General features: G+C 46.0%; 13 protein-coding genes. 5 read left to right on the top strand and 8 right to left on the bottom strand.

The window, feature by feature from the left end; all coding sequences use genetic code 11:
* Positions 1 to 69 precede the first annotated feature (69 nt).
* Entirely contained in the window at positions 70 to 2,727 is a 2,658-nt protein-coding gene (locus tag IQP38_RS16950; RefSeq protein WP_054576583.1) for an alpha-amylase family glycosyl hydrolase, read from the bottom strand.
* 129 nt (positions 2,728 to 2,856) lie between these two features.
* Positions 2,857 to 4,320, bottom strand: a complete 1,464-nt coding sequence (locus IQP38_RS16945) for a helix-turn-helix transcriptional regulator (RefSeq protein ID WP_193837785.1) — start codon at positions 4,318 to 4,320, stop codon at positions 2,857 to 2,859.
* Between the two features lie 167 nt (positions 4,321 to 4,487).
* Between IQP38_RS16945 and IQP38_RS16940 the strand changes: the two genes are divergently transcribed.
* Together IQP38_RS16940 and IQP38_RS16935 are read left to right on the top strand one after the other, a co-directional pair.
* Positions 4,488 to 5,141, top strand: a complete 654-nt coding sequence (locus IQP38_RS16940) for an oxygen-insensitive NAD(P)H-dependent nitroreductase NfsB (protein WP_054576584.1) — start codon at positions 4,488 to 4,490, stop codon at positions 5,139 to 5,141.
* Between the two features lie 69 nt (positions 5,142 to 5,210).
* Positions 5,211 to 5,501 (top strand): putative quinol monooxygenase, encoded by a 291-nt coding sequence (locus IQP38_RS16935; RefSeq protein ID WP_054576585.1) that lies wholly within the window; start codon positions 5,211 to 5,213, stop codon positions 5,499 to 5,501.
* Here IQP38_RS16935 and IQP38_RS16930 read toward each other — a convergent pair.
* Entirely contained in the window at positions 5,498 to 6,421 is a 924-nt protein-coding gene (locus IQP38_RS16930; protein ID WP_025768616.1) for a LysR family transcriptional regulator, read from the bottom strand. The two genes, IQP38_RS16935 and IQP38_RS16930, sit on opposite strands and share 4 nt — an antisense overlap.
* A gap of 132 nt (positions 6,422 to 6,553) precedes the next feature.
* Between IQP38_RS16930 and IQP38_RS16925 the strand changes: the two genes are divergently transcribed.
* Positions 6,554 to 6,772: a VF530 family DNA-binding protein gene (locus tag IQP38_RS16925; protein ID WP_005374929.1), complete on the top strand. Its 219-nt coding sequence runs from the start codon at positions 6,554 to 6,556 to the stop codon at positions 6,770 to 6,772.
* Positions 6,773 to 8,079: 1,307 nt separating this feature from the next.
* Here IQP38_RS16925 and IQP38_RS16920 read toward each other — a convergent pair.
* Positions 8,080 to 8,532, bottom strand: coding sequence for an acyl-CoA thioesterase (locus IQP38_RS16920; protein WP_005374933.1), 453 nt, complete (start codon positions 8,530 to 8,532; stop codon positions 8,080 to 8,082).
* 210 nt (positions 8,533 to 8,742) lie between these two features.
* Here IQP38_RS16920 and IQP38_RS16915 point away from each other — a divergent pair, with 210 nt between their 5' ends.
* Together IQP38_RS16915 and IQP38_RS16910 are read left to right on the top strand one after the other, a co-directional pair.
* On the top strand, positions 8,743 to 9,507 hold the full coding sequence (locus IQP38_RS16915; RefSeq protein ID WP_005374935.1) for a ferredoxin--NADP reductase: 765 nt from the start codon (positions 8,743 to 8,745) through the stop codon (positions 9,505 to 9,507).
* A 180-nt stretch (positions 9,508 to 9,687) separates the two neighbouring features.
* A complete protein-coding gene (locus IQP38_RS16910) occupies positions 9,688 to 10,134 on the top strand; it encodes an RDD family protein (RefSeq protein WP_005374936.1) in 447 nt (148 codons plus the stop codon).
* Positions 10,135 to 10,193: 59 nt separating this feature from the next.
* Here the strand turns inward: IQP38_RS16910 and IQP38_RS16905 are convergent, their stop codons facing one another.
* The 4 genes from IQP38_RS16905 to IQP38_RS16890 form a co-directional block, all read right to left on the bottom strand.
* Positions 10,194 to 10,865, bottom strand: coding sequence for a DUF2057 domain-containing protein (locus IQP38_RS16905; RefSeq protein WP_017634411.1), 672 nt, complete (start codon positions 10,863 to 10,865; stop codon positions 10,194 to 10,196).
* 216 nt (positions 10,866 to 11,081) lie between these two features.
* Entirely contained in the window at positions 11,082 to 12,230 is a 1,149-nt protein-coding gene (locus IQP38_RS16900) for an AI-2E family transporter (protein WP_054576588.1), read from the bottom strand.
* The gene (locus IQP38_RS16895) at positions 12,223 to 12,909 is read right to left on the bottom strand and encodes a potassium channel family protein (protein WP_005374942.1); all 687 of its coding nucleotides are present in this window, start codon (positions 12,907 to 12,909) and stop codon (positions 12,223 to 12,225) included. The genes IQP38_RS16900 and IQP38_RS16895 overlap by 8 nt, the downstream gene beginning before the upstream one ends.
* 16 nt (positions 12,910 to 12,925) lie before the next feature.
* Complete coding sequence (locus tag IQP38_RS16890; RefSeq protein WP_054576589.1) at positions 12,926 to 13,816, bottom strand: HlyD family secretion protein; 891 nt, start codon at positions 13,814 to 13,816, stop codon at positions 12,926 to 12,928.
* Between the last annotated feature and the right edge of the window lie 9 nt (positions 13,817 to 13,825).

Here is a 13,825-nt window from a genome sequence, read left to right as displayed (position 1 = left end):
AGTGTCTTTCTGCATTCTTTTGTTGATGACCGCCCTGCTATAACGCTGGGCGGTGTCTTATTTAACGGTTTATTCCGACAAGGTGATGATTGGTAAATCGTCCCAAATCTTACTTTCATCCGATGCGCCACCGGAGAAGTTCCAAGGGCCTTTGTCTTGCTCTAGCGGACGGTAAGTTGCTGAAAGACCGTCTAAGTCCCAAGTCGTGACATAGAAGCGGATACCATCGAGCGAATCTGGGCGGCCTAGTGCATCGCTAGCAAAGTCCATCGAAATGGTGTTGTTGGCTTTGTCTACCGTGACCATTGGTGCTGGTGTCACCGCTTCACCCCATGTTGTCGCGTTTGCGCCTTGAGTGTTGTAAATCGAACTTTGCCAGCCGAAGACCACGGCATTGCGACTCCATGTTCCGCTTGGCATAGAAGCGTTGATCTTAGGCAGTTCCGTTAGGTTGGTTGCCGCTTCTTCCGGTAAATCAATGAAGATGGTGAAACCAACGTGGTCAAAGCCGTTTGGTGGCAACCAAGTATCGGTGATCTTGTCCATAGTGAAGGTCAAGCGCACGTTACTGCCGACGGTAAATACCTCAGCTTTGTTGATTGCGAGTTGGCTGTTATCTTTATCGAACGTTGGATCCGTTGGTAGCGAGTAGTTACCGTTAGGACCGCCCATGCCATCTTGCGCATCGCCTGCGTCATCAATGGTGTCGTCCGGCGTGTTTGACCAGCTTAGGTTGGAGACAAAATTCACGTCCTCGATGCCTGCTTTTTTCTCGGTGGAATAAATCGCGAAGCGGTGCTGTTGCTCGCCAATCGCAAAATGACGAGTCGACAGCGTGACACTAAACTGACCATCAGCACCTACAGTAATGGTTTGCGCTGTTTCCAAGTTACCATCGACGACGAGGTTCAACTTCTCGTTGGCGTTCGCACTACCCGCGATAACAATATCACCAGTGATGGTTTGTCCTTCCCAATCCTGCGCTAGTTGGATGTTGAGGTCTGGGGTATCTACAGATTGATTGCTGCTTGTTTTTGAGTAAATCACTGCTGATTTGGCTGGCAACTCAAGGGTTACGTGACCGTTTTCATCGGCGATTAACTGCTCTGGAGCGTCCGCCCAATTCGACATGATTTGTTGTTGGAAGACGGTGCCGCCCGCTTGCTCTACATCGAGTTGGTTCATCAACATTGGGGAGTTAGATGTGTTCATTACCACTAAGACTTCGTCGTTATCCAAAGTGCGGGTAAAGGCGAACACACCTGCACCAGCTTTATCGCTGCCAATGACTTTCATTTCGCCGCGTGTCATGACTTTGTTTTCGGTACGTAACTTAGCAAGCTCTTGGATGAACAAGTACATCTCGCTGTTTTGGTCGAATGAGTCTACGTAGTTGCCATCTTCACGGTACCCTCCGGCGAACATCGCATCACGCGCCGCTGACATCGCTTGCTCTGTACCTTGGTAAATCACAGGGATGCCCGGTACCGCCATCATTGTGATCAGAGCTTGCTTCATATCGTTGACACTGCCTTGCGATAGAAAACGTGGCATATCGTGGTTATCAATGAAGTTCGGCATGATGTATGGATTTGGGAACATGTCCATCATTTTCTCAAGACGGAAACGTAAATAGTCGGTCGGTTGCCCTGATGCAAATACGCGCGTCATGGTCGCTTGCAATGGGAAGTTCAGTTCCGAGGTTAGCTGTTTCGGCGAGCCACTTTCACCGATGTAAGTCAGCATCTTCTCTTCGCCTTCGGTGTGGTAAGGCGTAGATGTTTCGAATACTTCACCAAAGGTCAGGAAGTTATCGCGACCGGTATCAACCGCTTGAGTCATCACACCATCGTCGGCGTGCAGGAAGTCGTTCCAGAAATCGTGCTCAACAAACTTCACCGTATCGATACGGAATCCGTCGACGCCGACTTCGCGAATCCATTTTCGGTAGCTCTCTTTTAGATAAGCGCGTACTTCAGGATCGGACGTATTAAGGTCATCCAAATCAGAGAGCTGCCAGGTTTTTTCTTGTACCGGATCGTTGTGGTCGGTGATGGTTGGTGTCCAGTGGTAGCTGCCTGTGCCGTCTGTTTTACACTCGTTCATGTTGAGTGGGTACGGCAGTTCTTGCCCGGCGGGTAGTGTATTTTTAATCAAACGGAAGCCTTGGCAAGGTAGGCTTGGATCATAACTGTAAGGATCATCGTAGGTGAAGAAGTTGCCTACATGGTTGGTCACGATGTCCTGAATTAAGAACATGTTACGCGCATGCACTTCGCGTGCTAACGCTTGGTAGCTTTCCATGTCACCAAAGTGCTCATCCACTTTTTGGAAATCGCGCGCCCAGTACCCGTGGTAGCCGCCGTAGTTTTGTTCTGCATCCCACCATTGGTTTGCCACTGGCGGAGTAATCCAGATCGATGTGGCACCGAGATCTTCGATGTAGCTTAACTTATCACTCACACCAACGAGGTCGCCGCCGCTAAATTTTTTATCCGAAGTCGGATCGAATTCGTTTTGCCCTTGATCATTAAGAGCGCTGTCGCCGTCGTTAAAACGGTCGATCATCAGGAAGTAAATGATTTGATCTTGCCAATCAGGAGATGCCACGTGGCTGCCTGTATCGACTGGTGTGGTTTCGTCGCTTCCACAGCCAGAAAGAGCAAGAGCGATCGCTAAAGGAAGTATTTTTATTTTATTCATTGGGTTAGGTAGAGTTTCAAACACAGTTTTTGCCTCCGTTATGCAGCAATGCAGAAACGATAAAGCAAAGGTTTGAAATTGAGAGTGTCATCTCACGCCAAAAAAGACGTGGAATGATGTCACGAAGTGCTGAATTTGAACTGTGCTACATATTTAACTGAGTGGTTGCATAATTGGGTATTGAATCGGGTAATGGTCTTTGGCTAACTCATTACCAGAATGATCATAGAGTCGAAATCGACACTGTTTAGCCGTTTGGGTGAGGGGAAGTTGTAGCGCCCAGCATGTGTAATCTTCTGCATTCTGAGTTTGGCTCATTGTGTGCGGAGCTGGCGCATCACCCACGTAGCAATCGATCTTCGCCACGTCTTTTAATCTACATGCGAGTTCCACAAACAAGGTGTACTGTGTACCGAGTTGGATAAGTTGTTTTGTCGGGACAATGTATTCCGTTGCGCCAATTAAAAGCCCCTTGGAGACCACGTAATCACGCTGGTGGTTGTTATCAATGTAGCGCTCACCATCGACTTCATAACACAGTCTAAAGGTCAGTGGATGTGCGACAGGAAGCTCTGTTGTCGCCCATAGTTCGGTGCCATTATTCAAAAAACGCTCGAAGAAGGCTGGGTAGCGACGCCACGTGCCATCACGGTCTCGACATTCAACGGAGACCACTTTTTCAAACGCAATATTATCCACTTCCATCCAGATTTTACCGACGGGTTGGTCAATGTCGTTATCGGCTAAAGTATTCGCTTTGGCGTAGTACAAGCGGATGGGTTGGTTGTTGAGATGAGTGCGGTTATCTAAGCACTGCTGGCGATATTGCATGGGTGAAAACGGATACCAACGACGAAAAGTGCGGTGAAAGTTCGAAGGTTCTTCATAACCAAGTTGATAGGCGATTTGCTGCGTTGTGAGTTGGGTGTCGGCAAGCAAAGTGAGTGCTTGCTTTCTTTTAGCGAAATCAACGCATTGAGAGTAGCTCATTTGCTTCTCTTGCAGTCGACGTTGCAAGGTGCGTTTGGAGACGCCCAGTTGCCTTGCCGCTTGCTCTAACTTGAGCGCGTAATTGCTGTTTTTGATGAACAAGGCGTTCAAAACACTCAGCAATTCGGGTTGTTCAATTGGCTGGTGAGAAAGTAGCAAATAAACATGTTTCACCAGTTCAAACACGCTTGAACTCGTTTTAGAATCTCGCGTTTCCTTTAGAAAAATATCGGCCGTGAGTGGATTGTTGGCGTGAACTTGTACCTGTATTGATTCGCTTAGCTCAAGCATCTCCAACTGCATTTTGAGCAAGCCAAACACCGACTCCGCCCAATTTGGCATATCGGCTGTTCTGCATTCTACTTGCAGATGGATTTGGGCATCACCATGTTGAAATGTGACGTACAAACGGCGGTCGAATAATGAGACACTTTTACTCCACCAAAGCAGCCCTTCTTGGAGGTTAGGCGCTTCTTTCAACATCATGCATTGCAAGGCCACCAACTTCTCAATGTGCCAATATTCGCCGGCAATTCGAAGGTGATTGTGACCGAGCTTTTTGCACAGAAAGGATGTAATAACGTTATCTTGAGGCAGCATGAGTTGAGTTTGGTTGCGAGCAAACATGCATTATTGCCGAAAAGATGAAGAAGTTCAGTGAGAACGCTCAAAGCCTTTCTTATCGTTTTATTTTCAAATTTATTTTGAAAATGTTTTTAATCGAAATCGGTTTTTCCCTTTATCTCATGAGGTTATGCTGTTACTCAGCTTAAACTCATTAATTGGAGAGCCTCATGGATATCGTACAAGCTGCAAAATCTCGTTACTCAACGAAAGTGTTTGACCCAACGCGCAAGCTATCTCAAGAAAAAATCGATGCAGTTAAAGAGCTGATTCGTTTTAGTCCATCGAGTGTGAACTCTCAACCTTGGCATTTCATTCTGGCAAGCACAGAAGAAGGCAAACAGCGCATCGCTAAAGCGGCGCAAGAGAACTACGCATTTAACGCGGCGAAGATTCTCAACGCTTCTCACGTATTGGTGTTTTGTGCGAAAACAGGCATTGATAACGACTACATTGAAGCGCTAATGGTGCAAGAAGAAAAAGATGGCCGATTCCCAACTGAAGAAGCGAAAGCGGCTGTACGCGGTGGTCGTAGCTACTTTGTGAACATGCACCGTTTTGATCTGAAAGATGCGAACCATTGGATGGAGAAACAAGTTTACCTCAACGTGGGTACGTTGCTGTTGGGGGCTTCGACGTTAGAAATTGATGCAGTGCCAATTGAAGGGTTTGAGCCAAAAGTGCTGGATGAAGAATTTGGCTTGCGTGAAAAAGGTTACACTAGCGTTGTGATCGTGCCGCTTGGCTACCACGCGGAAGATGACTTCAACGCGAAAACGCCAAAGTCTCGCTGGGACGCAGAAACCGTATTCACCGAGATCTAATTCGAGCTTACTTACAGGTGACGTAGAACCCCGTAATCAATATATAAATCGCAAAAGAGTGATAAAACGATGATCCACTTAGTCGCAGAAGTGAAAGCCTATCCAGACCGTAAGGATCAGGTGGCGAATTTGCTTTCTGGTTTACTAGAGCCAACTCGCAAAGAAGAAGGCTGTTGCCAATACGAGTTGTATCTCGACGAAAAAGTTGATGGCCTATTTATGTTCCAAGAAATCTGGGCATCGCAAGAGGCCTTGGATAAGCATTTGCAAAGCCCGCATATGGCGACGTTTCTTGAAACATTGGAAGAGAATGATTGGGTTGAATATACCCAGATTCGTCCTCTTCGATTTATCGCCTAATGACAGAAGGTTGCCAGCACGTTGGCGCGTTGCTGGCAGCATTTTTGTTGGATAAAGTCGCGGAAAGTCCGAATCGTTGGCGTCAATAATCGACGATCGGCACATACCATGTAGAGCGGCACTGGGCCGCAATCCCACTCTGGTAACACTCGTACCAATCTTCCCTCGATTAAGTCTCGGCTAATGTCCATCAATGATTTATTCGCAATGCCTTTGCCTTTGATCGCTAACCGGTGTGGCAAGTCACTATCGTTGCTCAACAAGTTACCGCTGACCACGATTTGTTCTTTCTCGCTGCCACGAGTGAGCGTCCATTTGTTGTAGACCGAATCCGCGACCATGTAGCACAAGCAATTGTGTTGCGTTAAATCGGCAGGAGAGGTGAGTTCTGGATGTGTAGCTACGTACTCTGGCGATGCACATAATATCCGTTCGTTTGACCCACACAATGCCAATACGACCAGATTGGAGTCGGCCGGTTCGCCGTAGCGAATCGCAATATCGACAGGCTTGGTATACATATCCGTCAAGCTATCGGACAGCTCTAGTTTAATGGAAACATTTGGGTAGAGATCGATGAACTCATCCACCCAATCGAGCAACATATTGCGACCAAAATCGGAGGGTGCAGTAATGTGCAGCTGACCAGACAACTCCCCGCGCGCACTTGAGATCTGATCCAACCCCTCTTGCAATGTTGCCAACGCTTGCGTGGTTTTGTCTAAAAACAGTTCGCCCTCTGAGGTTAAACGCAGGCTTCGGGTGGAACGCACAAACAGTGGGAAACCGATTTGCCCTTCAAGACGCTTAATCGATGCGCTAATGGCGGCAGGTGTCATGTCCATGCTGTTAGCGGCTTTTGAAAAGCTGCCTTGGCGCGCGGTTTCGACAAAAATATTGAGGTCGTTGAGGGCTTTCATAATGAAAAGGGCTTTTAAGAAGTTTGGGCTACTATAGGGGAGAGTCGTAGGCCAATTCAAGGTTAAAACATTAGGTTGCACGGCGAGTTTGAGTTAGATTAGCGCGAAACTTCACTTTACCGGATCAATAGCATGAGCCAACAGCAGCCGAATAACCCACTTCACGGGTTGAGTTTAGAGAAAATCGTCACCCGACTAGTTGAACACTTTGGTTGGAATGGCATGTATGAGCGCGTTCGTGTGAACTGTTTCAAGAAAGATCCTTCAATCAAATCGTCGCTGAAGTTCCTGCGTAAAACGCAATGGGCCAGAGATAAGGTGGAAGCGCTGTACATCGAGACATTCTGCTAACCGCTCTATGGTCTGCAGCAGCGGTAAGTAGATTCTTAGTCTCGCTTTGGCTCGCTAGAATGACGTAGCTTTTCTTGTCGCGTAGGCTGGAAGAGTCGCTCCACTGATACGCCTAAAGCGATTTTCCGGATGGTCACTTAGGCTTATCTGGAATCGCTTTTTTAGATGGTTTTGTAGAGGTCAGAGCCAAACTCGAACCGTCATTCTGAACTGCGAGGAACGAGCGTGAATCAGAATCTACCTTCAGATTGTATTGAGTTTATTCATGGCTTTATGGTCTGCAGCAAGCGGCAAGTAGATTCTTAGTCTCGCTTTGGCTCGCTAGAATGACGTAGCTTTTCTTATCGCGTAGGCTGGAAGAGTCGCGCTGCTGATGCGTCTAAAGCGAGATTCCGGATGGTTACTTAGGTTTGTCTGGAATCGTTTTTTTAGATGGTTTTGTAGAGCTCAGAGCCAAACTCGAACTGTTATTCTGAACCGAGAGGAACGAGCGTGATTCAGAATTTACCCTCAGATTGTATTGAGTTTATTCATGGTTCTATGGTCTGCAGCAAGCGGCAAGTAGATTCTTAGTCTCGCTAGAATGACGCAGCTTTTCTTATCGCGTAGGCTGGAAGAGTCGCTCTGCTGATACGTCTAAAGCGAGATTCCGAGTGACTCACTTAGGTTCTTCTGGAATCGCTTTTTTAGATGGTTTTGTAGAGGTCAGAGCCAAACTCGAACCGTCATTCTGAACAGCGAGGAACGAGCGTGATTCAGAATCTACCCTCAGATTGTATTGAGTTTATTCATGGTTCTATGGTCTGCAGCAAGCGGCAAGTAGATTCTTAGTCTCGCTAGAATGACGCAGCTTTTCTTATCGCGTAGGCTGGAAGAATCGCTCTGCTGATGCGTCTAAAGCGAGATTCCGGATGGTCACATAGGTTTATCTGGAATCGCTTTTTTAGATGGTTTTGTAGGGGTTAGAGCCAATCTCGAACCGTCATTCTGAACAGCGAGGAACGAGCGTGACTCAGAATCTACCCTCAGATTGTATTGAGTTTATTCATGGCACTATGGTCTGCAGCAAGCGGTAAGTAGATTTTTAGTCTCGCTATGGCTCGCTAGAATGACGCAGCTTTTCTTATCGCGTAGGCTGGAAGAGTCGCGCTGCTGTTACGTTTAGCGAGGTTTCGAATGATTCACTTAGGCTCATTAGAATGACGCTAGTTTTCTTATTGCGTAAGTTGGAATGGTACCTCAGCATCATTCCCGATAGCGATGAAGAAGCGCTGTCGGGAACCTCGCCTTTAATCTCTCGTTTATTGCTACTCCAAATGATGCGTACTACCCACGGTTCCTTCCAAGTCTAAAATCGACTGGCGAACGTGATCTGGAATCGCAGCTTTAACGTTGTTCTTAAAATCAAACATCACACCAGTGGCGGTCGCGATGGTCGCAATTTTACCCCACTTCTTACTCAGCACTTGGTACTCCATCGTGATGCGATCTTCTTGCATGTCGATTACGCGAGAACCGACTAATAGCGTGTCTGGGTAAGTAACAGGCAATTTGTAGCGGCATTGAGTCTCGCTCAGTACTGGTCCAATTTGCGAGGTCTGCAGGTCGACCAGCAGGTTAATTTTGTTGAAGTAATCTAAACGTGCGGTCTCGAAGTAGCGAAAATAGACCACGTTATTAACGTGTTGCAGAGCATCCATTTCACCCCATGCGACTTTTATCTCTGTGATAACGGGAAAGTCCTTTAACAGTGTGTCCATTTTTATTGCTCCTTTTTCATCTGCTTTGCCACAAATTGCGACGCGACTTATCACTTTGAGCATTTATTCTAGATGTAATCATTTAATATGTAATAAAATTGTTTTTAAAATGTGAAATGAAATAGTGGTTTGATTATGTAAACTAGAAACTTTACATAATCGAGTTGAAGGCGTAAGTTTAACTAAGAGTAACCAGATAGGAGGTGTCTCATGATTGAACTCAAAGGTTTCAACCTCGCAAGAGTTGAGAAACGCATTGATTGGACAGGTGAGCTGTTCAGTTTGAGAATATCTGGCGCGCCTCTTTCATTTAAAGCTGGCCAATTCACCAAGCTTGCTTTGCTTGATGATGAAGGTAAGCCGATCAGCCGTGCTTACTCTGTGGTTAATGCGCCAAGCGAGCAATTCGATTGGTTGGAATTTCTAATAGTAGCCGACCCTCAAGGACAACTTTCTCCACGGCTCCAAAAGCTTAAATCTGGTGATAGCATTTATGTCGGTGCCACCGCACATGGCGATTTAATCCATGATTCTATTCCTAAACAGGCTCATGACCTGTGGCTGCTATCTACAGGTACGGGGATTGGACCGTTTTTATCGCTGCTGGATGATATAAACTTACCGCCTCACAATGAGCGCATTGTGCTGGTTCATGCCGTTCGTTTCGAAAAAGATCTGGTTTATAAATACCTAATTGAACAGCTTCAGCAACGATATGAAGGCAGATTAAAGTATATACCGATAGTCAGCAGGGAAGTGGTTGATGGTAAATTACAAGGCCGAATTCCTGAACTCATCGAATCGGGTTTACTGTCCAACGCCGCTGATGCGCCATTCTCAGCTCAGCGTAGCTTTGTCATGATGTGTGGGAATCCACAAATGATCAAAGATACCGTGCCCGTCTTACAAGAGCTAGGCTTGGAAAAGTATCGCCATCAAACCGGGGGAAATATCATTTACGAACGTTACTGGTAGCGTTTTGTTAAATTGATACGGTTATGCTCAAGATGTAATGATTACTTTTGAGATACGACCGCGATTTAGTATGTTCTTAGTTGAATATTATGTTGGCAATACCTAAACTGCGCTCACCATTGCGCGTCTGTACACTCAGTCATTCTCGCTTAACCAATTACATTGAGGTGACTGAAGTCCATGTATGCTTTTATCGCGAGCAAGCAACAGAGAATCATTGCTGGTTTTATCGACCTGCTCTTTGCGATGGTGGTCGTGTTAATCATCGCATTGAGTATTAACTCTTTTCTTAACGACTTTCAGCTCTCTTTAGCAGATAACCTCACGCTTGTTCGTGAAACTCAGGCGTTTTACTTGCTTTCTTTACCAACGGTTTTAATGATCAACTGGAATGCATTGAGTCATGGGCAAACCATTGGTATGCGCATGATTGGTATTAAAGTTGTAATGAAAAATGATAGTAAGGCAACGAAAGTTACAGCAGGGTTAAGGCTTGTTATTAGCTACTTGCTGGAGATGCTCATTCCGGGGATCCCGTTGGTAAATTTGGCATTGTTGTTCTTTCATCCGGAGCGACGATTGTTGCATGACTTGATCGCCAATACTAAAGTTGTCCAAGCTTCCTAATTTTTGATCAAAAAAGCCACGTGAAGTGGCTTTTTTAATATCGATAAAGTTAACCAGATTTACTGTTGATTAACATATTTCTTAAAGCGAGCTTTGGTTTCTGCGTCTGCTTTTTGGTACCAGAAGTGCAGCATCTCTTCAGCTGTCGAATCCGCTTTAACCGCAGTTGCTCTCACTTGCTTCATATCCGCAGGAACCTTTGCAGGAAGCGTGACTGGCTGCATGGTTGCTGCGCCAGCAAAAGCCACGGCTGCTGCACCGCCAGCTTGGTTATAATCTTCGATTTCACGCACGTAATCACGACCGATTTGCATACCCGGTTTGAGCAACTTGTCCTGGTCAACCGCGATTGCGTTGCCAGAATCATCAACCAGTTTCCAATCTAAGTCTTTGATCTTCTCTTCCGCATCACGTAGGTTGCGGTATTCTGGCATTTGTAGAGTGAGTTCGGCATTGGTCGCGTCAAATCGTGTAACGATAACATCGCTTTCAACACTTAAACGGTCATTACCTTGGTTGAAGTAAGGGGCGAAACGAAATACGACTTGGTTAAGGCCATCAGGTAACGTCAGTGTTCTTTCAGAGGCGAAAAAACCACCCGAAAGATCTGCTTTTTCACCGTTAGCCGCTAATACTGAAACGTTGTCAGGAACACTCACGGTTACATCTGCGAATGCCATGCCACTCATTGCGAGAGCAAGCGCACAAGTTAAAGGCTTGATCAATTTCATTGTTTTTATCCTAAGCAAATTAGTGGTCATCGAGAGTGCATCGTTCATTGCCCGATTGCAACTCCCAAGTGTAATAAGTATGAAAATTTAACAAGAACGTCATTTTTATCGCATTTATTACGACGAAACTGTGATCCAAATAGAATCAAACCGCTGAAATGCAGCGGTTTGATATCATAAGTTATAGATTAAATTTCTTTCTAACTTATTGATTTATTAAATACCAGCACCGTGTCCAGGTTCTGATTGGTCATCAGAAGCGTCTTGTTGTTCTGCCATTTCTTCTTGCTGTTGTGCTTTCTCAATGCTCAACCACCAAACAAATAACTCATACCAAATTGCTAGGATAACGGCACCTAAGAACAGACCAACGATGCCGTAGAAAAGCATACCACCGATGGCACCGAGCAGAATCACAGGCATTGGCACGTCGACGCCACGTCCCATTAACATTGGTTTGAACAGGTTTTCAGAAAGAGCCGCAACTACGACCCAAACAGTAAACATGGTTGCTGTTGAGGTGTCTTGGGTCATGTACATGAAGCCAATCACAGGTAGCACTGCGAGCAACGCCGGGAGCTGAGCGATACATAAAATCATTAGAAGCAGTGTGAGTAAACCTGCTGCCGGAACGCCAAATACGAAGAAACCAGCACCGATCAACAGTGCTTGAATCGCCGCTACACCGACTACGCCAAGCAGTACGCTTTTAATTGTCGCAGCGATAAGCGTGGTCCAGCTTTTTGCGTTTTCACCAGCGGTTCGAATCGCGATGGTTCTTAAGCCTGATGCTGCAGATTCAGAGTACGTCATGAAACCTGCTGCAATCGCAAGTGACAAGATTGAAAGCAGTAAACTTCCCAATACGCCCCCCAGTGTACCCAGTAAAGATGTGAGTCCTGCCTTTATTTGTGGCATAAAGGTTTGAATAGCTTGTTCAAGATTAGTAGCGAATAGGGTCCACACTTCGTAGAGCTTATCACCCACGATAGGCCAATCCGCTACGGAAGGTTTTGGCCCTGGTATTTTCACTTGTCCATTTTGTAGTACTTCAAGCGCGTGCGTTGCACCATCCACAATGGAGCCTGATACCATAACAAGTGGCGTGACAAGGAGGGCAATACCAAGTAAAGCAATGGTTGTGGCTGCCAAGCCTCTACGACCACCATATACACGCTGCAATTTTTGGGTAAGCGGCATTAAAGCGACGGCTATAATAGCGCCCCAAATAACCGGAAGGATGAAGGGTTTGATGATGTCGTACGTAAACATCAGCAAGACAAAGATCAAGCCAATGCGTATTGCCGATTCCACCATATTACTGATGAAAATCTTACTGTCGATTTTTACCGATTGTTTATCCATTTTTGTTTACCTGATGATCAATGTTAGAACTGACGAGACTTGAAACAACAATCGCCATATAAAAAACACCTGTGATGGCCTCTAAATACACCACGACTTGAGCCAGTGGTGTTAGAGGACTAATGTCGCCATAACCGAGCGTGGTTAAGGTAACGAAACTGAAATACGCTGCATTGGAGAAGTTCTGCCCCCAAGAAATCGCTTCCATACCGGTAAAGGCTTCAGGCGAAAACTCAAGCAGAATGAGGTAGGCAATCGCCCACATCAGACCAAGCAGCAAGAAAAGCGCGACCGAGCCAATGACTTTGTTGCTGTTGACATGGCCGGTGAAAAGAATCTGTCTTGCGATGGATTTAAAAGTGCCGAAAAAGAACGCAAAGGTGAGGGCAAGCATCACCACATTCATCTCTCTGATGTCGAAAACGGTCTTGATCACAATCACAAGAACCCAAATACCAAACAGGCTGTAGAGGAAACGAGACCAGGTTTTGTCAAAGCGAAGGCTCGCAAAACAGACGATAAACGTCAGAACCGTGAAAGCCTGAAGTATGTGTTCAATCGTCCCTTCACCTACGACTTGTGCCATCGCACTCCCTAGCAACAAAATCACTAGTGCTAAGGTTAGATAGAAGAAGTTGTTTTCTTCATTAATATTTTTGAGGTTTTTACCAATGACCATGGCTCTTCTCACTTAGTTATTGTTCACTTTCTGCGGATGACTCTTTCATCACCATGATGGACGCAGAAAGCCCGAATCGAAGATCAACATCTTCAGGAAGTTCTTGTAGGGAGATTCGCACCGGAATACGTTGTGCTAAGCGAATCCACTGAAAAACAGGGTTTACGTTTGGAAGAAGGTTGTAGCCGACCGTGCCGTCTTTGGGCGCAATACCCCAACCAATCGAGTCAACCGTCGCGTCAATTGGCGTGTCTGGGTGAGACATCAAAGTGACACGCGCTTTGCTGCCAGGTTCGATTTGCGCAAGTTGGTTTTCACGGAAGAAACCAAATACCCAAAAGCTGTTTTTGTCGATCAGTGCGAGCAGTGGTTGGTTTGCGACCGCTTGCGTACCGTTTCTAATATCGAGGTTAGATACAAAACCATCGACGGTCGCATAAACTTTGGTAAAGCTGAGATTAAGGCGTGCTGATTTTAGTTGCTCTTCTGCAGATTTGATTTGCAGTAGCGACTCTTCGTAAGCGATTTCACGACGAATCAGATCCTTGTGAGAAACCGCGCCACGGTCTTTGGCACGAATGTCTTTTAAGCGGTCATATTCGATTTTTTTACCGCGAGAGCTAACAATGGAGCGCTCCAGTGCTACTTCGGCTTGAGATAACGCAACCTGGTAAGTCGCAGGGTCGATTTCAAACAGTAAATCCCCCGTTTTTACTTCTTGGTTGTCTTGCACCGCGACATTTACAATTGGGCCTGATACGCGAGGAGCCACTTTGATGACGTTAGCACGCACTTGCCCATCTCGTGTCCATGGGTTATTAAAGTATTCCTCAAACTTTTGATAGCCGAGCCAAGCTGCGCCACCAAGAATGACAAGATTGAGTGCGATTACTAATAGTTTTTTCATCTTGTTTGG

The sequence above is a fragment of the Vibrio sp. OPT41 genome, from assembly GCF_015163595.1.
GTDB classification, from domain to species: Bacteria; Pseudomonadota; Gammaproteobacteria; order Enterobacterales; family Vibrionaceae; genus Vibrio; species Vibrio alginolyticus.
The sequence above is the reverse complement of the archived record's forward strand: the minus strand, read 5'-3'. Positions and strand labels throughout refer to the sequence as shown.

Bases quoted from the DNA above. Each gene is read 5' to 3' on its own strand.
- IQP38_RS16940 (WP_054576584.1), top strand. From the start codon at position 4,488: ATGGATATCGTACAAGCTGCAAAATCTCGTTACTCAACGAAAGTGTTT.
- IQP38_RS16920 (WP_005374933.1), bottom strand. From the start codon at position 8,532: ATGGACACACTGTTAAAGGACTTTCCCGTTATCACAGAGATAAAAGTC.
- IQP38_RS16925 (WP_005374929.1), top strand. From the start codon at position 6,554: ATGAGCCAACAGCAGCCGAATAACCCACTTCACGGGTTGAGTTTAGAG.
- IQP38_RS16900 (WP_054576588.1), bottom strand. From the start codon at position 12,230: ATGGATAAACAATCGGTAAAAATCGACAGTAAGATTTTCATCAGTAAT.
- IQP38_RS16890 (WP_054576589.1), bottom strand. From the start codon at position 13,816: ATGAAAAAACTATTAGTAATCGCACTCAATCTTGTCATTCTTGGTGGC.
- IQP38_RS16945 (WP_193837785.1), bottom strand. From the start codon at position 4,320: ATGTTTGCTCGCAACCAAACTCAACTCATGCTGCCTCAAGATAACGTT.
- IQP38_RS16895 (WP_005374942.1), bottom strand. From the start codon at position 12,909: ATGGTCATTGGTAAAAACCTCAAAAATATTAATGAAGAAAACAACTTC.
- IQP38_RS16910 (WP_005374936.1), top strand. From the start codon at position 9,688: ATGTATGCTTTTATCGCGAGCAAGCAACAGAGAATCATTGCTGGTTTT.
- IQP38_RS16915 (WP_005374935.1), top strand. From the start codon at position 8,743: ATGATTGAACTCAAAGGTTTCAACCTCGCAAGAGTTGAGAAACGCATT.
- IQP38_RS16935 (WP_054576585.1), top strand. From the start codon at position 5,211: ATGATCCACTTAGTCGCAGAAGTGAAAGCCTATCCAGACCGTAAGGAT.
- IQP38_RS16930 (WP_025768616.1), bottom strand. From the start codon at position 6,421: ATGAAAGCCCTCAACGACCTCAATATTTTTGTCGAAACCGCGCGCCAA.
- IQP38_RS16905 (WP_017634411.1), bottom strand. From the start codon at position 10,865: ATGAAATTGATCAAGCCTTTAACTTGTGCGCTTGCTCTCGCAATGAGT.